General features: G+C 70.4%; 21 protein-coding genes. 3 read left to right on the top strand and 18 right to left on the bottom strand.

Features of this window, described 5'->3' with window-relative positions:
* Positions 1 to 6: 6 nt before the first annotated feature.
* From FNV62_RS32385 to FNV62_RS32315, 15 genes are all read right to left on the bottom strand, one after another.
* Positions 7 to 879 carry an LLM class flavin-dependent oxidoreductase gene (locus tag FNV62_RS32385; RefSeq protein WP_143627944.1) on the bottom strand — a complete coding sequence of 291 codons (873 nt, stop codon included), beginning with the start codon at positions 877 to 879 and terminating at the stop codon, positions 7 to 9.
* A gap of 40 nt (positions 880 to 919) precedes the next feature.
* Complete coding sequence (locus tag FNV62_RS32380) at positions 920 to 1,519, bottom strand: dihydrofolate reductase family protein (RefSeq protein ID WP_143627942.1); 600 nt, start codon at positions 1,517 to 1,519, stop codon at positions 920 to 922.
* Between the two features lie 12 nt (positions 1,520 to 1,531).
* Positions 1,532 to 2,188, bottom strand: a complete 657-nt coding sequence (locus tag FNV62_RS32375; RefSeq protein ID WP_143627940.1) for an OmpA family protein — start codon at positions 2,186 to 2,188, stop codon at positions 1,532 to 1,534.
* A 2-nt stretch (positions 2,189 to 2,190) separates the two neighbouring features.
* Positions 2,191 to 2,781 (bottom strand): hypothetical protein, encoded by a 591-nt coding sequence (locus FNV62_RS32370; RefSeq protein WP_143627938.1) that lies wholly within the window; start codon positions 2,779 to 2,781, stop codon positions 2,191 to 2,193.
* Positions 2,782 to 2,796: 15 nt separating this feature from the next.
* Positions 2,797 to 3,333: a pilus assembly protein TadG-related protein gene (locus FNV62_RS32365; RefSeq protein ID WP_240361518.1), complete on the bottom strand. Its 537-nt coding sequence runs from the start codon at positions 3,331 to 3,333 to the stop codon at positions 2,797 to 2,799.
* A gap of 59 nt (positions 3,334 to 3,392) precedes the next feature.
* Entirely contained in the window at positions 3,393 to 3,632 is a 240-nt protein-coding gene (locus tag FNV62_RS32360; RefSeq protein ID WP_143602788.1) for a hypothetical protein, read from the bottom strand.
* A gap of 105 nt (positions 3,633 to 3,737) precedes the next feature.
* Complete coding sequence (locus FNV62_RS32355) at positions 3,738 to 4,469, bottom strand: response regulator (protein WP_143627936.1); 732 nt, start codon at positions 4,467 to 4,469, stop codon at positions 3,738 to 3,740.
* Positions 4,462 to 5,886, bottom strand: coding sequence for a sensor histidine kinase (locus tag FNV62_RS32350; protein WP_143627934.1), 1,425 nt, complete (start codon positions 5,884 to 5,886; stop codon positions 4,462 to 4,464). The genes FNV62_RS32355 and FNV62_RS32350 overlap by 8 nt, the downstream gene beginning before the upstream one ends.
* The gene (locus tag FNV62_RS32345; RefSeq protein ID WP_060901398.1) at positions 5,886 to 6,776 is read right to left on the bottom strand and encodes a DUF5936 domain-containing protein; all 891 of its coding nucleotides are present in this window, start codon (positions 6,774 to 6,776) and stop codon (positions 5,886 to 5,888) included. The genes FNV62_RS32350 and FNV62_RS32345 overlap by 1 nt, the downstream gene beginning before the upstream one ends.
* A 16-nt stretch (positions 6,777 to 6,792) precedes the next feature.
* Positions 6,793 to 7,734 carry a type II secretion system F family protein gene (locus FNV62_RS32340; RefSeq protein WP_054234988.1) on the bottom strand — a complete coding sequence of 314 codons (942 nt, stop codon included), beginning with the start codon at positions 7,732 to 7,734 and terminating at the stop codon, positions 6,793 to 6,795.
* 28 nt (positions 7,735 to 7,762) lie between these two features.
* The gene (locus FNV62_RS32335) at positions 7,763 to 9,103 is read right to left on the bottom strand and encodes a CpaF family protein (RefSeq protein WP_060901399.1); all 1,341 of its coding nucleotides are present in this window, start codon (positions 9,101 to 9,103) and stop codon (positions 7,763 to 7,765) included.
* 44 nt (positions 9,104 to 9,147) lie between these two features.
* Positions 9,148 to 9,513 carry a TadE/TadG family type IV pilus assembly protein gene (locus FNV62_RS32330; RefSeq protein ID WP_225900451.1) on the bottom strand — a complete coding sequence of 122 codons (366 nt, stop codon included), beginning with the start codon at positions 9,511 to 9,513 and terminating at the stop codon, positions 9,148 to 9,150.
* The gene (locus FNV62_RS32325) at positions 9,510 to 11,129 is read right to left on the bottom strand and encodes an AAA family ATPase (protein ID WP_143627932.1); all 1,620 of its coding nucleotides are present in this window, start codon (positions 11,127 to 11,129) and stop codon (positions 9,510 to 9,512) included. The genes FNV62_RS32330 and FNV62_RS32325 overlap by 4 nt, the downstream gene beginning before the upstream one ends.
* 39 nt (positions 11,130 to 11,168) lie before the next feature.
* A complete protein-coding gene (cpaB, locus tag FNV62_RS32320) occupies positions 11,169 to 11,882 on the bottom strand; it encodes a Flp pilus assembly protein CpaB (RefSeq protein ID WP_097286074.1) in 714 nt (237 codons plus the stop codon).
* A gap of 82 nt (positions 11,883 to 11,964) precedes the next feature.
* A complete protein-coding gene (locus FNV62_RS32315; RefSeq protein WP_101913835.1) occupies positions 11,965 to 12,840 on the bottom strand; it encodes a hypothetical protein in 876 nt (291 codons plus the stop codon).
* Between the two features lie 364 nt (positions 12,841 to 13,204).
* Between FNV62_RS32315 and FNV62_RS32310 the strand changes: the two genes are divergently transcribed.
* Complete coding sequence (locus FNV62_RS32310) at positions 13,205 to 14,902, top strand: chitinase (protein WP_143627930.1); 1,698 nt, start codon at positions 13,205 to 13,207, stop codon at positions 14,900 to 14,902.
* Positions 14,903 to 15,181: 279 nt separating this feature from the next.
* On the opposite strand, the gene FNV62_RS54710 is transcribed toward FNV62_RS32310, so the two are convergent.
* The 3 genes from FNV62_RS54710 to FNV62_RS32295 form a co-directional block, all read right to left on the bottom strand.
* Entirely contained in the window at positions 15,182 to 15,991 is an 810-nt protein-coding gene (locus FNV62_RS54710; RefSeq protein WP_186003126.1) for a hypothetical protein, read from the bottom strand.
* 4 nt (positions 15,992 to 15,995) lie between these two features.
* The gene (locus FNV62_RS32300) at positions 15,996 to 16,337 is read right to left on the bottom strand and encodes a hypothetical protein (protein WP_179858265.1); all 342 of its coding nucleotides are present in this window, start codon (positions 16,335 to 16,337) and stop codon (positions 15,996 to 15,998) included.
* Between the two features lie 212 nt (positions 16,338 to 16,549).
* A complete protein-coding gene (locus FNV62_RS32295; protein ID WP_097286071.1) occupies positions 16,550 to 16,930 on the bottom strand; it encodes a hypothetical protein in 381 nt (126 codons plus the stop codon).
* A gap of 161 nt (positions 16,931 to 17,091) precedes the next feature.
* Here FNV62_RS32295 and FNV62_RS32290 point away from each other — a divergent pair, with 161 nt between their 5' ends.
* Together FNV62_RS32290 and FNV62_RS32285 are read left to right on the top strand one after the other, a co-directional pair.
* A complete protein-coding gene (locus FNV62_RS32290) occupies positions 17,092 to 17,607 on the top strand; it encodes a SigE family RNA polymerase sigma factor (RefSeq protein WP_054234980.1) in 516 nt (171 codons plus the stop codon).
* Positions 17,608 to 17,695: 88 nt separating this feature from the next.
* Entirely contained in the window at positions 17,696 to 18,991 is a 1,296-nt protein-coding gene (locus tag FNV62_RS32285) for a hypothetical protein (RefSeq protein ID WP_164331802.1), read from the top strand.
* Positions 18,992 to 19,060: the final 69 nt, after the last annotated feature.

The following is a 19,060-nucleotide window of genomic DNA, read 5'->3' as shown; positions in this document are numbered from 1 at the left end:
TCCGGCCTACGTGACGAGCGCCCGTACTTCCTCCGCCGCGAACCGTACGAAGGCCTCGGGGTCCGGTTCATCGGCGGTCGGCTGGAGGACCACGGTGTCGGCACCCGCCTCCGCGAGACGCTGTACGGCCTTGGCGACCGCCCCCGCGTCCCCGGCGACGCCGTGCTCCGGCAGCGGATCCTCACCGTTCGCCTCGATCTCGGCGCGCAGCCGGGCCGCCGCGTCCGGACCGGTGGCCGTGTGGAGGTAGACGACCACCCGGTGGTGGTCGGTCCGGCCCACCGACTCCCGCCCCTCGTCGATGAGCCGGCGTGCCCGCCGTACCCCTTCCGGCCCGGTGGCGGCGGTGAGGACGGTCCCGTCGGCGGCGGCCCCGGAGAGCCGGAGCGAACGCGGCCCGCCGGCGCCCGCGAGCACCTCCGGCGCCCCTGCCGGCGGCCAGTCGAGGGCGACGCCGTCCAGCTTCACGTACCGGCCGTCCGTGCTGACCCGCTCGCCCCGCAGCAGCGCGCGCAGCGCGTCGAGATGCTCGCGCAGCAGCGTCACGGGCGACTCCGCACGCGCACCGACCTGCCCCATCCAGTCCTGTACGCCGTGACCGACGCCCAGGATCGCGCGCCCCGGGAACATCCGGTGCAGCGTCGCGGCCTCCATCGCGGTGACGGCGACGTTGCGCAGCGGGACGGGCAGCAGGCCCACGCCGACCCGGACCCGTTCGGTCCAGGCGAGGGCGGCCGCCGCGGCCGAGATGCCCCCTTCGAGGAAGCAGTCCTCCCAGAGCCACAGCTCCTCCAGGCCCACGTCGTCCGCCGCGCGCGCGACGGCCCGCAGACGCTCGGGGGGCAGTTGGGGCCGGAACACCACGCCGAGAACAGTCATGGAGCCTTCCTACCGATGCCCCGGCTGGCGGACAACACCTTTACGCGTCGGCGGGAGCGGAAGCAGGGGCGGGGGCGGTGCTGTCGCGTTCGTAGCGCAGGAGTACGACCCCGTTGCCGAAGGCCCGTGACTCGCCGAACCGGAGACCGGTCGGGGTGTGCGACTCCGGGAACAGGGGTTTGCCGCCGCCGATCAGCACAGGATGGACGTACACCCGGAACTCGTCGACCAGGTCGTGCCGCAGGAACGCGGCCGTGAGGTCGGCGCCGCCGAGGCCGAGGTCCCCGCCGGGCTGTTCCTTGAGCGCCCTGACCTCGTCCGGTACGACGTCCCGGACGATCGTGGTGTTCCAGTCGGCCCGCTCCAGCGTCCGCGAGTACACGTACTTGGGGATGTCCCGCCAGATCCCCGCGAACTCGGCCACCTCGGCCGTACTGTCCGGATCCTGGTCGGCGGTCGGCCAGAACCCGGCCATCAGCTCGTGCGTCACGCGGCCTTCCAGCAGGCCGCCGAGCTTCCTGATCTCCTCGTTGAAATGCTGGTGCAGCTCCGCGTCGACGCGGTGCCAGTCGATCTCACGGTTCGGTCCCTCGATGAATCCGTCCAGGGACACCGACATCATCAGGACGATTCTTCTCATGTCACCAGGTTCTCAGCTCTGGGCACCCGAGGAGGCACTGTTCACCGCACCGCGTGGGAACGTCACCTCCACCCGGCGGTTCTTCCGGCGGCCCTCCTCCGAGGTGTTGTCCGCGATCGGATAGTCCTCGCTGTAGCCGCGCACCTCGAACGTGACGTCCGTCGAGCCGAGCGCCGCCGCCAGTTCGTCGTGGACGATCTCCGCGCGCTTCTTGGAGAGGACCAGGCCGTGGGCGTACGAGCCGAGGTTGTCGGTGAACCCGAACACCCTGACCGTCGTCGCCTTCTGGTTCTTGATCTCGTTCGCGATCGCCTGGATACGGGAACGGGCGTCGGGGTTCAGCTTCGAACTGTCCTTGGGGAACAGCACCTCGGCCTGCAACGCGAACGTCACGTCCGAGTTCGTGTCCTCCCGCCGCTCCTCACCCCCGAGGTCCTCGACGACCGACTTGATGTCCAACACCTTGGCCGGCGCGAGCGTGGCGCCGTCGGCGAGCTTCAGGCCGGGGCTGGTGGGGTCGACGGTGGGGGGTGGGGAGGTGGTGACGCTGCCCGGCGGGGCACTGGGGTCGGTGCCGTCGGCGCGCGCCGGGCCACCGGTGAGGCTCAGCGCGGCCAGTACGGCGAGGGCCGTGAGCGTGGTCGCGGCGCTACGGGGTGGGAGGGCCATGGTCACTCGCCGTCGGAGATCTGGATGGAGGCGGGGGGCATGGAGCCGACCTGGAAGTCGACGTTGGTGGTGTCGGCGGGGGGTGCGGGGAACTGGGCGAACCAGTCGGCCGACCGGCCCGCCTCCACTCCACCGCCGTCGAACTTCGTGCAGAGGCAGCGCCCCTGGGTGTCCCGCAGGACGAGGTACTTCTTCTTGCCCTTGCTGTCGATCAGGGAGGCTCCGGCGAGGGAGGCTCCGTTTCCGCTCAACTCCCGCTCGTCACCACGCCAGTTCGACGCGATCCAGAACTGGCCGCCACCGTTGGTCACCTTGCCGCTCACGGTGACATAGCCACCCTGGTCACGGACGGCCGAGGTGACGGTGAGTGTGATGTCGCCGCCCTTCACCTCCGCCAGTGCCGTCGCCTGACTCGGTGTCGAAGACGCCTGCGGCTTACTTCCACCGCCTTTGCTCGACTGGGAGGTCGAAGTCCCTCTCGGCTTGTCACCGCCGTCTCCCCCGCCGCAACCGGACACCGTGAGGAGCAACCCAGTCGTGATGGCCACCGCGGCCAGTGCCCGTCGACCCTTCATGGTGTGCCGGAGATCCATCGGTACGGCTTCCTCTCACTCGGCCAGATGCACAGAGAACAGCACGGAAGCGTCCGGAAGGTCGGCCGGATCGAACTTTCCGGGATCGATGTCGACGGTCTGGCCGTCGCAGTTCAGTTCCACGGGCTTCTTGGGATCCGCGGCCGGATCGAAGTCGCAGCGCGGTTGGATGACAGCGATGGCATGGGCCGTCGCGCTCTTGTCCGTGCCAGGAATGATCGACTTGCCAACCGTGTACTGGGTCTCGATATCCACTCGGTAGCCCGGAAATCCGTTCACTGCGATTGGTTCAAAACCCTGCACGGCCGAGTGGTTCTCGGCGGCCAGCCGACCGGCCGCTGCCTCGGCTCCGGTGCCTTTGAACAGGTTGCCCTTGAGCCAGTCCAGCCAGTGGTCATTCGTGCCCACGGCCCCCGTCAAGCCTGTCATCAGCTCGTCGCGGGAGTCCCGTGCGGCCGCCAACGCCGCAGCGTCCGCCGCGGATTGAGCTCCATTCCGGGCGGACGCTGCTTGGGCGAACACGAAGAAGGCGAGCGCAGCGAAGAGAAGAATCCCTGACAGCCAGATGTAGATGGGGAGGGTCTGTCCTCGGTCGCTGCCGGCCGGGTGGATCAGCCGCCGCCACCGCCGGTGACCTGGGTGACTGCCGTCCGGATCGCTCCCGAGATCATCCCGTCCAGGCCGATCTGGTCGATCAGCGTGAAGATCCCCGCGATGATGATCATCAACCCGGCGTACTCCACGAAACCCGCGCCGGCGTCCCGTCCGCGGCCCCGCATCCGACCGGCGACGGTCTTCGCCCAGGTCTCCACCCGGACCCCCACCCTCAGCGTCCAGTCCCTCGTCACCATGGCCCCTGTCCTCCCACCCGACGCCACCACTACCGACCCGAGCACCGTACGTGAGACCGCGCCTACTCCGGGTGGGCCCAGGGGCCCAACTTGCCGTTGGTGGAGTCATCGGCTCCACCCCTCACGTGCCGTGCCCAGCCAGTGGGCGATCGCTTCGCTGCGCGAGGAACTGTGCAGCTTTGCGAAGATGCGGTTGATGTGGTTCTTGACGGTCTTCTCGCTGATGAAGCAGGCGGCGGCGATCTGCTGATTGCTCATGCCGGACGCGATGAGATCCATGACCTCCACCTCCCGTGAACTCAGGCCGAAGTTGAGCCGGTTGGGCACGCGGCGGTGGAGCCTCGCCGCGAAGCCGGACCGGGCCTTCGACGACTGTCCCACAACCAGTTGCAGGTGCGAAGGGAAATCGTTCGGTTCGTACGAAACACCGAGCGAATCCGGGACAGTCGTCTTCGCGTGCCGTACCTCCCGTACGGCGGAGATCAGTTCGGCGGCCGTGAACTCGCCGTGGACGAGATAGCCGACCGCGCCCCGCCGCAACGCCTCGGCCACGACCTCGGGTTCGCGGCTGTAGGTCAGCATCATCACGGGGGCGAGCAGGGAGAGGGCGGGAAGGGCCGTCAGGCCGTCCGTGCCGGGCATGCGGACGTCGAGGAGGACGACGTCCGGGCGCAGTCGGGTCGCGGCCGCGATGGCCGCCTCGCCGTCGGCCGCCTGCGCGACGACCTCGAGTTCCGGGTGGCCGTCGAGCAGCGCGGCCAGGCCGGCCCGGACGACCGGGTTGTCGTCGGCCACGAGCACACGGAGGTTCGGGCCGGGATGTGCCTGGTCAGGCATGTGCGGCCTCCTCTTGGGGGGTGGGGGGACGGTGGGGGACGGCGGAGGATCGCGGGAGGGTCAGGTGGATCTCCGCGCCTCCTTGCGGGGAACGGTTCAGGTCGATACGGCCGCCCAGCGACGCGGCTCGCTCCGCCATGCCGAGCAGCCCGAAGTGGCCGGATCTGGTCAGGTCGTCGAGGGTCGGGTCGTCGAGGGCGGCGGGCGGGGGCAGACCGACTCCGTCGTCCCGTACGCGTACGACGCACTCGGTTTCCGACACGTCGAGTTCCACCGTCACCCGCGTCGCGTCCGCGTGGCGGTGCGCGTTCTCCAGCGCCTCGGACACGATCGCCAGGACGTGGTGGGCGGTGGCGTACGGGAGGACCGGGGGCTCGCCCCGGTGGTGGAGGGACGTGGGGAGGTGCGTGCGGGACTCGAAGGCCCGCACCCGAGAGTCGAGTTCGGACAGGACGTCCGTGTTCGCACTCGTGAGGTCCGTGTGGCGGCGCAGGTCGGAGAGGAGGTCGCGGGACTCCGCGGCCGCCCGGCGGGCCGCGCCCGCGACCATCGTCGCCTGCCGCCCCAGCGTGTGCGGGGCCGCGTCCCCGGCGGCGGCCGAGGTGGCGAGGGCCTCGGCCGCCAGGGCCAGGCCGTGCAGGGTCTTCGCGACCGAGTCGTGCATCTCGCGGGCCAGGCGGGCCCGTTCGGACTCCACCGCCTCGGCGACGGCCAGGCGGGAGTTCGCCTCCGACAGCGCCTGGCTCGCCGTACCGAAGCGGAACATCAGGTTTCGCAGGGTGACGCCGATGATGCCGGCGCCGACGCAGAAGCCCGCCACGAGGAGGGTGCTGGCGCCGGATCCCGGGTGGTGTTGCCAGGCCCTGTACACCGTCACCAGCACGATCAGCTGCAGGCCGGTGAAGATGCCCGAGCCGCGCCAGCCGTACAGCAGGCCCGCCAGAAGTGGGGTGCAGACCGTCGCGTACGCGAGGGGGGACGCGGGGGACGCCGTCAGGAGCAGGACCGCGCCGAAGGTCAGGTCCACGGCCATGAGGCCGGGGTGCGCGAGGAGGCGGGGGCCGAACCGTTCCCAGTCCCTGAGCATGGCGTACGAGCCCATGACGCCGAGGACGGCGGCGGCCAGGACCGTGTAGCGGGGCGGGCCGTTCACGGCGTTGGTCATCGCGAAGGGGGCGCCGATCGCGATCGCGGCGAGGCGGACGCCGAAGGCCTGGCGACACAGTGCCTGGAGGGCGTTGAGCTGGAGGCGGACGCTGCCGGGGGCCGGGGCGTCGTCGGCCAGGTAGCCGTCCTCGGTGCTCGCGAGGTGCCGCCGCGCCCACAGCCGGGTCAGCCACGGCGGCGGCTGTGACAGCCACTGAGGGAGCGTCCAGGGCGGTGACGGCCTCGGCAGGGGAGCACGGCGGCTGGTCATCAGCGGCCCAGGATCGAACCGAAGTTCGTGCCCGACCCCAGGAACATGCCCGTGGCGATCAGGATCATCGTCGCCGGGAGCATGAAGACGAGGGTCACCATCGTCGCCTTGGGGATGGTCTTGGCGGCGCGGCGGCGGGCGTTCTGGGCGTCCGTGCGGCGCATGTCCGTGGCGAGTTGGATGAGGGTCTCGGCGATGGGGGAACCCAGCTCCTCGCCCTGCTGCAGCGCCGAGACGAACTGCGCGACCTGCTCGGAGGAGTTGCGCTTGCGCAGTTCGTCGAAGGCCTGGCGGCGGCTGACGCCCATGTCCATCTGGCGCAGCGTGATGCGCAGTTCGTCCGCCCAGGGGCCCTCGTACTTCTCCGCGACCCGGTCCAGCGCCTGGCGGAAGCCGAGGCCCGCCGAGACCACGACCGCGAGGACGTCGAGGAAGTCGGGGAGTGTGCGGTCGATGACCTCCTTGCGTTCGCGGACGGCCTGCCAGATGAGGGCGTCGGCGGCGACGAGCCCGAAGGCCAGGGTGAGCACGGCGAACAGGAGCTGGCCGTTGGAGAGGAAGACGAGGCCGAGTACGACGCCGAAGACGCCGTACACCGCGCGGCGGGCGGCGTAGCGGTTGAGGGTCAGGCCGCCGGGATTGCCCGCCATGTCGATGCGGCGGCGTTTGGCCTCGACACGGCGGGGGCCCATCAGGCGCAGGACCGTGGGCGCGAAGCGCATGCCGAGGCGGTCGACGGCGGACTCGGCCGTGGAGACGCGGGTTCCGCCGACCTCCAGGGCGAGCGCGAGGTCGCTCGGGAGTTTGGCGTCGGCGCGGATCATGCGGATGCCCAGCAGGGCGCCCGCGACGGCCCCGGCCGTCAGGAGGGCGAGCAGCAGCGCGAGCAACGTGACCCCTCCTCTCTCAGACTTCGATCTTGCCGAGGCGGCGGATGACGAAGAAGCCGACGGTGTAGAGGCCGAGCGAGATCAGTACGAGGGTCTGGCCGAGGCCCGAGCCGGTGACGCGGGCGAGGGCGCCCTCGTTCGAGGAGTTGATCAGGAGCAACGAGCCCAGGCCGAGCATCGGGACCGTGAAGGCGGTGGCGTTGACCTCGGAGAGCATGGTGCGGACCTCGCGGCGGGTCTCCTTGCGGTCCTCCAGGGTGTGGGTGAGGTTGCGCAGGGAGCTGACGACCGAACCGCCCGCCTTGTTGGCGAGGACCAGGGTCGTGACGAGGACGATCAGCTCACGGGACGGGAGGCGCTCGGAGAGTTCACCGAGGGCGTCGTCGATGGTGCGGCCCAGCATCAACTGGTCGGCCACGTGGGCGAGTTCCTCGCCCGCGGGGGCTTCGAGCTCCTCCGCCGCCATCGCCAGTGCCGTCCGCAGGGCCAGTCCCGCGGCGGTCGCGTTGGCCAGCAGGCGTGCCACGTCGGGGAGTTGGCCGATGAAGGCCTCGATGCGTTTCTGGCGCTGCCAGTTGAGGAAGATGGCCGCGCTCCACACGCCCACGAGGGCGGCGATCGGACCGAAGAAGGGGGCCAGCACCGACGCGGCGATCAGCCACAGCGCGACGACGACGGCGGTGACGTACGTGGCGAACTCCCCGGCCGTCACGTCCAGGCCCGTCGCCGACAGGCGCAGGTGGATCGTCCGGCCGAGGCGGGTGCGGCGCAGTCGGCGGTCGATCGCGGCGAAACGGCGTACGCGGCCGGCCGCGGTGCGCAGCGGGCCGCCGCCGGAGAGGCGGTCGACGAGGGCCTGGCGCTGGGCACGGCCCGAGGCGTACATGTGGACGCCCGCGACGGCGAGGGTGCCGCACAGCACGGTGGCGCCGAGGGCGAGGAGTGCGGGGTCGTTCATGGCTGCCTCCCTTCGGGGGCGGGGTTGGTCATCCGATGGCCCGCCTCGTGTCGAGTACGTCGAGGACCTCGGCCACGCCGAACGCGGGCGGCAGCGGTTCGTTGGCGACGTACAGCTTCTCGGCGACCTGGCGCGGCACCGGAAGGTGCTCGAAACGGCCGTGTACGACACGGTCGGGGCCTGCGGGGCGGGGGACGAAGCGGGTGACGGGGACGACGCGGAACTGTTCGCGGCCGTGCGAGACGACCAGGGCTATCTCGGTGACCTTGCGGGAGCCGTCGGCGTGGCGGGTGAGCTGGACGACGACGTCCACGGCCGAGTTGATCTGGTCCTTCAGCGCCTCGAAGGGGATCTGGACCTCGGACATCGAGCCGAGGGTCTGGAGCCTCATGAGGGCGTCCTCGGCGGAGTTCGCGTGGACGGTGGCCAGGGATCCGTCGTGACCGGTCGACATCGCCTGGAGCATGTCGAGGGTCTCGCCGCCGCGGACCTCGCCGACGATGATGCGGTCGGGTCGCATACGCAGGGAGTTGCGGACCAGGTCGCGGATGGTGATATGGCCCTTGCCCTCGACGTTCGGGGGGCGGGACTCCAGCCGGATGACGTGTTCCTGCTGGAGCTGGAGTTCGGCCGAGTCCTCGATGGTGATGATGCGCTCGCGGGACGGGATCAGGCCGGAGAGGGCGTTGAGCAGGGTCGTCTTCCCGCTGCCGGTGCCGCCGCTGACGATGACGTTGAAGCGGGCCCGCACGAAGGCCGCGAGCAGCATCAGCATCTGCTCGTCGAGCGAGCCGAGATCAATGAGTTCGGGGAGGGTGTAGGCACGCGGGAAGCGGCGGATGGTGAGGGTGGGGCCGGTGAGGGCGAGCGGCGGAATGATGACGTTGACGCGCTCGCCGGTGGGGAGTCGGGCGTCGACCATGGGGTTCGACTCGTCGACGCGGCGGTTGACCGTGGAGACGATGCGCTCGATGGTCTGCATCAGCTGGTCGTGGGAGGCGAAACGGAGAGGGAGCTGTTCGACCCGTCCCGCCCGCTCCACGAAGATGGAGTCCGGCCCGTTGACCATGATCTCGGTGATCGACGCGTCGGCGAGCAGCGGTTCCAGGACGCCGAGGCCGAGGGCCTCGTCGACGACCCGCCGGATCAGCTGGGAGCGCTCGGCGGAGGACAGGACCGGGCCCTCACGGCTGATGATGTGGCCGAGCACGCGCTCGAGGCGTACCCGGCGTTCGGCCGCCGCCAGGCTCGACATCTCCGCGAGGTCGATCTCCTCGAGGAGCTTGGCTCGGTAGACGGCGACGAGGTGTCCGTCCTCGCGGGCGGGGCCCGACTCGTCGGGGGTGGAGAGTCGGCTGCGCAGGCTCATGGGTTCAGCTCCTCCCGGTCATTCGTCGGTTGTCCGTTTCCGGGTCAGTTGTCGGTGGGCATGGTGGCGTGGCGGGTGACGGTGTAGGGGCCAAAGAGGGGGATCACTCCGGGAACACTCACGGTGACCGTCGCCGTGGTGAGGTCGGCGCCCTCGTCGGGCTTCACACTCGGCTTGAGCCAGCCGCTCACGGCGGCCTGTCCGGCCGCCGAGCCGTCGCCGCCCTGCGAGGCGACCCGGGCCGCCGCCCGCGCCCCCGTCCCCGCCTGGTTGATCCCGTAGCCGATGAGGCCGAGCTGGATGGCGGCCATCCCGATGACGAGGAGGATGGGCAGGAACCCGGCGAACTCCAGCATGGAGACGCCCCGGTCGTCGCGGAGCCGACGCCTCAGCCACCGTAGGGGCCTCATCGGTTGTTCCCCTCCAGCGCGGCGCCCGCGTTCCCCTTCACACGCCACCCGGCGTCGAAGCCGGGGAAGAACAGGGGCACTTTGACGTCGACGGTGGCCTTCATGACCGAGCCCGCCGCGCCGCAGCTGATCGTGGCACCGTTCCAGGCGCCCGGCAGATGCTTGCTCCCGGCCGTCTGGCAGGCCCCGGCTACGTCACCGTTGACCGCGTACGCCGCCGTCGCCGCCCGCGCCGCCTCGTCCGCCGCGTTCCCGGCCAGCGAGTACGAGTAGCCGTACAGCACGCACTGCCACAGGATCGTCATCACGACGAGCAGGATCGGGAACATGCCGGCGAATTCGAGGGTGACCGCGCCCCGGTCGCCGCCCTTGCGCCGCAGGGCCAGTGCGCCCCGGTCCGAGGAGGTCTTGCGGCGCCTGCCGCCTCCCCCGCCGGTCTCCTGGGCGACCACGAGACCGAGTTCCCCCGCCAGCGCCCACAGTGCCTGCTTGACCGTGGAGCGGGTGTCCAGGTCCTGGAGGCGCCCCGCGTCGACGACCGACTGGAGTTCCTTGAAGGCGGCGGGGACGGAGGTGCGGGCGACCTTGGTGCCGGTGACGCGTTCGACGAGGGAGGGCTGGATCTCCGTACCGCGGGCGAAACGGTTGACGACCGTGGTCGTCTCCTCCGCCTTGCGGATCTGGAGGCGGTCCCACATGCGGACCATGCGTTTGGCGGCGCGCACGGCGACCACGTCGGGGGTGACGAGGAGCAGGGCCCGGTCGGCCATCTCGACGGCCGCGGCGGTCGCGGAGTTCATCTGGGCGCCGCAGTCGACGACCACGACGTCGTGGCGGGAGCGCAGGGCGCCCAGGACCTGGCGGGTCACCCGGTCGGTGACCTCCTCGCCGCGCTCGCCCTCGGCCGGGGCCAGCAGGAGGCCCACTCCGCTGTCGTGGGTGTAGACGGCGTCCTGGAGGACGCGGTGGTTGATGTCGCTGATTCCGGCGAGGTCGGCGATCGACCGCCGGAACTGGACGTCCAGGTACGAGGCCACGTCCCCGGACTGCAGGTCGAGGTCCACCAGCGCGACGCTGCGCCCCGACGCCTGCGTGGCGAGGGCGAGTTCGACGGCGGTGACCGTCGCTCCGACGCCGCCCTTCGCCCCGGTGACCGTGACGACGGTGCCGCCGGGGCCCGCGTACAGCTCGGGGGTGCCGCTGCCGAGGTGGCGGCGCATGCCGAGGGACCACCCGGCGGCGGCCTGGACGCGTTCGGCGAGGGCGTCGTAGCCCAGCGGGAGGCCGATGATGCCGCGGGCGCCGGAGTCCATGGCGGCGGTGAGGACACCGGTGCTGGTGTCCGCGGTGATGAAGACGACGCCGATCGCGGGGAAGCGCATGACCACGTCGCGGATCAGGTCCAACGCCGGTACGGGACCTATGCGTTCGTGGACCAGGACCACTTCGGGCAGTTCGTCGAGGGACTCGGCGGCGAGCCGCGCCAGGGTGTCGAGGAGCGCCGTCGAGTCGGGGACGGGCGGGGCCGGCTCGGCGTCCGCGAGCTGGCTCAGCAGGGTGGCGAGCGCGCGGGCCGAGTCGACGTCACTGACGGCCGGGAGGATACGGATGGTCATCGGCACAGCCCCGTGGGCGTGGACCTCATGCGCGGCCTCCTACTTGTCCTCGTCGAGGGTGTACGTACGGTCGCCGGGGGCGACGGTCGCGTCGGAGCCGCCCGCGACCAGGGCGAGGCGGACGTGTTCGGCGAACGACTCGGCGTACGCGACGCGTTGGGCGTCGGCGGTGTCGAGCGCGAAGGTGATGGGGACGGCCTGGGTGGCGCTGTTGCGCCGGTCGTTGGTGGACTGGGCGGGGTCGAGGGCGGTGAGCTTGCCGACGTCGATGACGCGGGCGTTCGCCACGATGACCTTGGACTGGTTCTTCTGCTTGTCGTTCTCGGCCTTGAAGGTGGCGTAGATGTTGACCCTGGAGCCGGGGTCGATCTTTCCGGCCACGCCGGTCGCCGCGTCGATCATGATCGCGATCTCCTGCTGGCCCGCCTCCAGCGCGGGCCGGTCCACGATCATGTCGGTCTGGAGGAGGGAGCCCTTCTGGAGCTGGGTGACGGCGATCTTCCCGCGGATCTGGCCGAGGCTGGTGACCGCCGTGCTCGACAGCCAGCGCTTGGGCATCGAGACCTTCTGGAACTGGTCGGCCGACAGCTCCTTGTAGGGCGCGATGTCGTCCTTCAGGCGGTACGCCGCCACCTCCGGGCCGACCTTGGAGTTCACGTCGCGGATCACCGAGAGCACTCCGGCGAAGGCGCCCAGGGCGCACAGGACCGAGAGGACCAGCAGGATGACGCCGCGGCGCTGGCGTGAGTTCATGACGCGGACAACCTCGATCGTGGGGCGGGGACGGCGGGGTCGAGCGGTCGTGCCTGGTGCTCTTCACGTGTACTGCGGGTGCTCAAGTTGCGCCTCGGGGCAGAGCGCGTACTGAGGATGCTGCCCGCACCGTGGCCGTCGGAAGCTCGGGAGGCGGAGGCAGCGGCGCGGCACAGAACCCGCAGCGGTCACCGATGAGTTCGAGACCGCACCAGTGGCACTCCTCCCGGCGGACGGACGACACGAGCTGGTAGAGCACGGAGACGTCGTACAGACCGGCGGCGAACTCGGCGAGCTTGGTGGTGCCCCACCAGCGGGCCGACTCCTGCGGCAGCGGTACGGTCGCGACGCCCTGCACCTGCCAGGCGGGCGCGAGGGTCGCCGTGACCCAGTCGGAGGGCGGCTGGCCCGCGGCGACGAGCAGCCGGGTGCCGAACTCGGGCCCGGTCAGCTCGTCCTGCCCGATCCGGGCCAGCTGCGGGCGTGGATGGGACAGTACGGCGAACTGGGCGCCCGGCACCCATGACTTGGCGTGCGACTTCAGCGTCACCGGAACCCGGTCGAGCTTGGCGACCGAGCCGAGCAGGGCGCCGGCGTAGATGTAGTGGGCGAGCAGCCGGGCGGAGGAGGCGAGCACGCCCGGGCTGAAGTCGCAGACCGACAGCTGCCGCAACTGCTGGGCCAGCAGGGCCACTCCGAGCGGCGGCAGGTCGATGCCGAGCAGGGCGATGCGGTCGCTCTCCAGGACGGAGCGGACGGTGTGCAGCCGCCGGGTGACCGCGTCCTCGACCGAGGCCGGGTAGAGCGCGATGACGTACCCGTGCTGCTCGATGAGGGCGTGCATGCCCGTGAGGGAGCTTTCGAGACTGTCGAGGGGCTGGACCACGGCGGGTGGGGTCTGTCGGTCGTGCGGCGGGAGCACCAGATCGGGACTGGTGACGGCTATCGCGGTCGGCACGCTGCACACACCCCGTTCACTGTGGCGGGGTGGTCGACCACCGCCTCAGATGGCCCCTGTGACGTCCTCTTGCATCAGCACCATATCCACGGCATGGCCGCCTCAACACCGAATCTTCCACATCAACTCACGGAAGGTACGGCCTTGATCAACGGAGAGTGAGACGAATATGCCACAAGTCGCCCACCCCGTGGGCCCATTGAGGCACCCGGCCACCCCTGTCACCCACCAGAGGTCTTGACAACCCAATTGGTCTGGACCAACTTGTACGCCAGCAACGTACGACGGTGGCCACCGTTCCGCATCCCCTCTTCTCCCCCCTCCCCTCCCCTCACCGGAGGTCCCAGTGGACCGCGTCATACGTATGCCCCGACCGCCCCGACGGAGATGGGCGGGCGCCCTAGCCGCCGTCGTCACCGCCTCCGTCCTCTCCCTGACCGGTCTGGCGGGCCAGGCCCAGGCGGCGGACGTCAACAACGCAAAGAACGGCGGCTACGAGTCGGGCCTGAGCAACTGGACCTGTACGGCGGGCAGCGGTACGACCGTCTCCTCGCCGGTGCACGGCGGCTCGGCCGCGCTCAAGGGCACGCCCGCCGGGCAGGACAACGCCCAGTGCACCCAGGCCGTCGCGGTCAAGCCCAACTCGACGTACACGCTGAGCGCGTGGCTGCAGGGCGGGTACGCCTATCTGGGCGTGACGGGCACCGGCACCACGGACGTCTCGACCTGGACCCCCGACTCCGCCTCCTGGAAACAGCTCTCGACCACCTTCACCACGGGCGCGTCGACGACCTCGGTGACGGTGTACACGCACGGGTGGTACGGCCAGGCCCCGTACTACGCCGACGACCTCTCGGTCTTCGGCCCCGACGGCGGCGGAGGCGGCGACCCGGCCCCCACGATCCCGGCGGCGCCCACCGGTCTGACGGTCTCCTCCACCACGTCCTCCTCCGTCTCCCTCTCCTGGAACACGGTGTCGGGCGCGACGGGCTACAACGTCTACCAGGCGGGTACGAAGGTCCAGTCGACGACGGGGACCTCGGCGACCGTCTCGTCCCTCGCGGCTTCCACCTCGTACTCCTTCCAGGTCACGGCGACGAACGCGGCGGGTGAGTCGGCGAAGTCGACGGCGGTGACGGGCACGACGACCGCGTCCTCGGGCGGCGGTGGCGGCTCCCTGCCCAAGCACGCCGTCACGGGCTACTGGCAGAACTTCAACAACGGCGCGACGGTGCAGAAGATCTCCGCCGTGCAGTCCCAGTACGACATCATCGCGGTGGCGTTCGCGGACGCGACGACCACGCCGGGCGCGGTGACCTTCAACCTCGACTCGGCCGGGCTGGGCGGCTACACCGTCGACCAGTTCAAGGCGGACATCAAGGCGAAGCAGGCCGCGGGCAAGAAGGTCGTCATCTCCATCGGCGGCCAGAACGGCACGGTGTCGATCAGCGACTCCACGTCCGCGGCGAACTTCGCGAACTCCGTCTACTCCCTGATGCAGACGTACGGCTTCGACGGCGTCGACATCGACCTGGAGAACGGCCTCAACGCGACGTACATGACGCAGGCCCTGAGGTCCCTCTCCGCCAAGGCGGGCTCTTCTCTCATCATCACGATGGCCCCGCAGACGATCGACATGCAGTCCACGTCGAACACGTACTTCCAGACGGCCCTGAACATCAAGGACATCCTGACGGTCGTCAACATGCAGTACTACAACAGCGGTTCGATGCTGGGCTGCGACGGCAAGGTCTACAGCCAGGGCTCGGTCGACTTCCTCACCGCCCTCGCCTGCATCCAGCTCCAGGGCGGCCTGGCCCCCTCCCAGGTGGGCCTGGGCCTGCCGGCCTCGACGAGCGGCGCGGGCAGCGGCTATGTCTCTCCGACGGTGGTGAACAACGCGTTGGACTGCCTGGCCAAGGGCACCAACTGCGGCTCCTTCAAGCCCTCCAGGACCTACCCGGACCTGCGCGGCGCGATGACCTGGTCGACGAACTGGGACGCGTCGGCGGGCAACGCGTGGTCGAACTCGGTGGGGGCACACGTGCACGCGCTCGGCTGACGCGCCTCTCTCCACGTCCCCTGAACACGGCCCGCCCCGCCCGAGGCTGTCGTCGCATCCCGGCTTGTTGCCAGGTGCGAACGGTCTCGGCGGTGGCGGGTCGAGGGGTTGTTTCTGCGACCTGTCCTGGGGCGGCGCCAGAACAAGCGCTCACCGTCGGTCTCGGCTCAGGCGGCCGAGTGGACCGCCTCGGCCTGGTGGCAACCATGGCGTTCCCCGCAGTCCCGGCAGAAGGCGCGCGGATCAGATGTGCGGAAGGCGCGTTCGAGCTGTACTCATTCACTTGTTCGCCTTGTGGTCGACCACGACCCCTCCGAGTTCCCGGGCCGCTTCCTGCCCGGTGGCGGTGTCGCAGAACTGAATGGTCCAGTTCCCGGCCGTGGCGATGTAGTACGGGAGATGGTCGTCGCTGAGGAGCAGCCGGATGTAGTCGTTCCGGGTGGCGGAGCTGTCGTGCAGCATGAGGTGGGCGTCGCGTCCATCGCCGGACCGACCGCAGGGACGCGTCTTCGCCGCCTGCGTCGCACACAGCACTTGGTCGGCTGACTCCGTCTTCCGCCGGTCGCAGCCGACGGACTTCTCCAGCGCGTCGGCGAGCGCGTCAACACTCTTGTATCGGGGCTTCTGGGGGATGGCGGGCAGGCGATACAGAGGAGGAAGGACGACGGCGTCGACGGCTTTGGCGATCTTTACGGAGTAGTCGGGGGAGCCGTTGGGCAGGACGCGGATGAACCAGTTGCCGGCGGCCACGACGGTGTTGCCGCTGCTGCGCCAGCTGGCGATGGAGTCCCCGACCTCGTTCCGGCTGGACTTCTTGGGATCCAGCACCTGGATCTGGTTCTCCACCTCCGCTCCGTCGATCGCTGTCCTGCAGTCGAGGCCGCCAGCCTTGCGCCGGAGCACGTCACAGGTGATGCCCCCTCGATCGAGCGCAGCCACCACGTCATCCGCCGTCCGGTACTGCGGCGTCGTAGGGACGTTGCTGGGCATGGGGGTGAGCTGATCGGAGCTGGGGGCCTTGAAGGCGTCACATGCGGTGAGCGGTACCGCCAGAAGACATGCGATCAGCGCTACTGCGGTCCTCTTCATGGGGTCAGTGAACTCCTGGCGGCGTGGGGGTCGGGCCGGGGCTCGGTGACGGTGTTCCCGGTTCGGGCTCGCCGGTGCCGGTGCCCGTGGTCTGGCCGGTGCTGTAGAGCGGGTCGAGGGAGACGTGGTGTCCTGCGGGAGTCTGCGACTCCAACTGCGCGATGGCCTTCGCGCGTTCATCATCACTGAGGGCATTCCAGGCCATCGCATCGTCGAGGTGCGGCTCCATCTTGTCCCAGTTCTTGCCTCGGACCTTGATGTCGGCGCCGCGGTGGTCGGAGTCGTCACCGTACTGTTCGTTCTTCTCCCGCACGTCAGGGGTGTCGGCGGCGTAAAGGGTGAACAACTGCTTGTCCGTGTCGGCGCCGTAGGGATCGTCGCGCAGGTCCGAGAGGAGCCAGTTGCTTCCGCCTCGGCACCGACCCCGACGGCAACGCCTACATCGCCATAGCCGGAGCCGAAGACCACTACCTCACCGACACCCGCGAAGCGCTCCGCACCATGATCCTCGGCATCAAGGCGGGCAGGGCCGACCACCTCCTCTGAGACGCCGGACGGCTACCCCATCGGCCGGTAGTACCCCAGCACCCACGCCAACTGTGCGAACCACCCGCGCAACAACTCCCGCGGCTTCGCGGTCACCACGCACTCGTAGACCCTGCCGTCCAGGTGGACCACGGCGACCATCAGGGCCTTGCCGTTGGGGCTCGCCTTGTAGTGGACGCTGCGGATCTCGGGCCAGGGGAAGTCGACCGTGATGTCGTACATCTCGAAGGCCACACCCGACGCGTCGACCACGACCGAGTTGTGCTTGTCGACCGCCAGGAACTCCGGGCCGGGCGCCGGGGGCAGGGGCGGCTGCGGGGCGTACTGCGGGGCATACTGCGGCGGGGGCGGGCCGAAGCCCGGTGGGGTGGAGGCGGGCGGCTGGTCAGTCACTCCGGCAACCTATCCCGGCGTACACAGACCCCCTACGTGGAGGGCTCCCCGTGGGCTCCCTGTGGGCCCCTCCCGGACCTTCTCTCCGTCCGCTGAAACATTTCCGGGGGGCCGGCGCATCAATGAGGTGAAGGCGGCGGTACCAGAGACGCGGGGGCGGGATGAGACAGGTCCGGGGGGACGACTACGCCGAGTTCGCGGCGGCGCGGGCGGGGCATCTCTACCGTTCCGCCTGTCTGCTCACCGGCGGGGACACCCATCTCGCCGAGGACCTGGTGCAGGAGACCCTCGGTCGCCTGTACGTCCGCTGGTACCGGGTCTCCCGCGTCGGCAACCCCGCCGGATACGCGCAGACCGTCCTCACCCGTACCTTCCTCGCCCACCAGCGGCGCCGCAGCAGCCGGGAACGCGCCACGGACGAGTTCCCCGACCTTCCCGACCCGCGCGCGGCCGACACCGACACACCCCTGCGGCTGACCCTGGTCGAGGCACTCGGCCGGCTGTCCGCCAAGGACCGGGCCGTGGTCGTGCTGCGCTACTGGGAGGACCGCAGCGTCGAGGAGACCGCCGAGGCCATGAACGTCAGCTCGGCCGCCGTACGCACCCGCTGCACCCGCGCGCTCGCCCGGCTGCGGCTGCTGCTCGGGGACGCCCTCGGCGAGCACGCAAGACCCTGACCCCGGCCCGGCGTCGGCGCCGGCGCCGACGACCGTACAGACCGCTCCGACAGACAGCCCTTACGGAGAGCAGAGAGGGTGATTCGCCATGCCCGTTGACGACCGCCACCACGACCACGACCGGTACCACGACCACCACCGGGGCGACGACGACGAGGACCGTTTCGAGGAACGGCTCGGCGAGGCCCTGCGCCAGGCCGGCGGGGCCTACGAGACCGACCGGCGCGCCCTGGTCGCCGCCGGCGCGACACGCGGCCACCGACTGCTGCTGCGGCGCAGGGCCGCCGTCGTGGCGGGCGTGGCCTCGGTCGCGCTCGTGGGCCTCGGCGGGGCACTCCTCGTACCGGGCGGCGACGGCGGACGGCAGTCCGTGGCCACCGGTGCGAAGACCCCCGTCGCTTCGGCCACCCCCAAAACGTCCTACACCGGCGACCAACTCATCGGCCTCCTCGAGAAGCTGCTCCCCCGGGGCGAGTTCGGCTCGGCGGAAGCACGCGGCACCAACGAGAAGCTGCCGCCGTACGCCCAGGTCGTCTACAACGACGGCAAGGGCAAGGCGGCCGTCGCCGTCGGCTTCAACCGGGTCCTGCCGGGCAGCGAGCAGGCCCGACAGACCGTCGAGTGCCCGGACAAGGTCCTGAAGCTGTACGACAGTTGCGTCGTGACCAGGCTGCCCGACGGCTCGGCGCTCAAGATCTTCCAGGGGTACGAGTACCCGGACCGCCGCGCGGACACGAAGCTGTGGACGGCGGACCTCGTCACCCCCAAGGGTCAGCACGTCAACGTGAGCGAATGGAACGCCGCGGCCGAGAAGGGCGCGCCGGTCAGCAGGGCCGAACCTCCGCTGTCCACGCCGCGGTTGAAGACACTCGCCACGGCCGGCGCGTGGCTGGGCGTCGTCGACGCGATCCCGGTGGACCCCAAGGCCCCGACGGCGGCACCCGCACAGCCCTCGGGCATCGACGGGAGCGCGGTCGCTTCCACGCTCGTGTCGCTGCTGCCCAAGGGCGTCGAGGTGGTCGCCAAGAACGGCCCGGACAGCGGGTACGCCTATGCCGTCGTCGACGACGGCAAGGGCAGGAGCCTGATCCAGATCAACGTGCAGCCGAACATGTCGGACGTCGAGCACCAGCTCTTCGGGGCGGGCACCGAGACGCTGGCCGACGGCACGAAGGTCATCACGCGCCAGGAGCCGGGCAAGAAGGGCGGCGCCGGCATCGTCATGTGGACCGCCGACACCATCAGGACCGACGGGTTCCGCGTGGTGGTCAGCGCCTTCAACTCCGGCAGCCAGGTGACCGCCGCGACGCGCACCGCCCCCGCGCTCACGGCGAAGCAGCTCCGGGCGATCGCCCTCAGCGCGAAGTGGCGCGGCCTGGGCTGAGTTCCCCCACCTCTGTCCCCATTCGGGCCCCGTCGGACGGACCTGCCGGCGGGGTCCGACGCATGACCG

The sequence above is a fragment of the Streptomyces sp. RLB3-17 genome (genome assembly GCF_007113425.2).
In the GTDB taxonomy this organism is placed as follows: domain Bacteria; phylum Actinomycetota; class Actinomycetes; order Streptomycetales; family Streptomycetaceae; genus Streptomyces; species Streptomyces mirabilis_D.
This window is presented reverse-complemented; position numbering and strand designations above follow the sequence as displayed.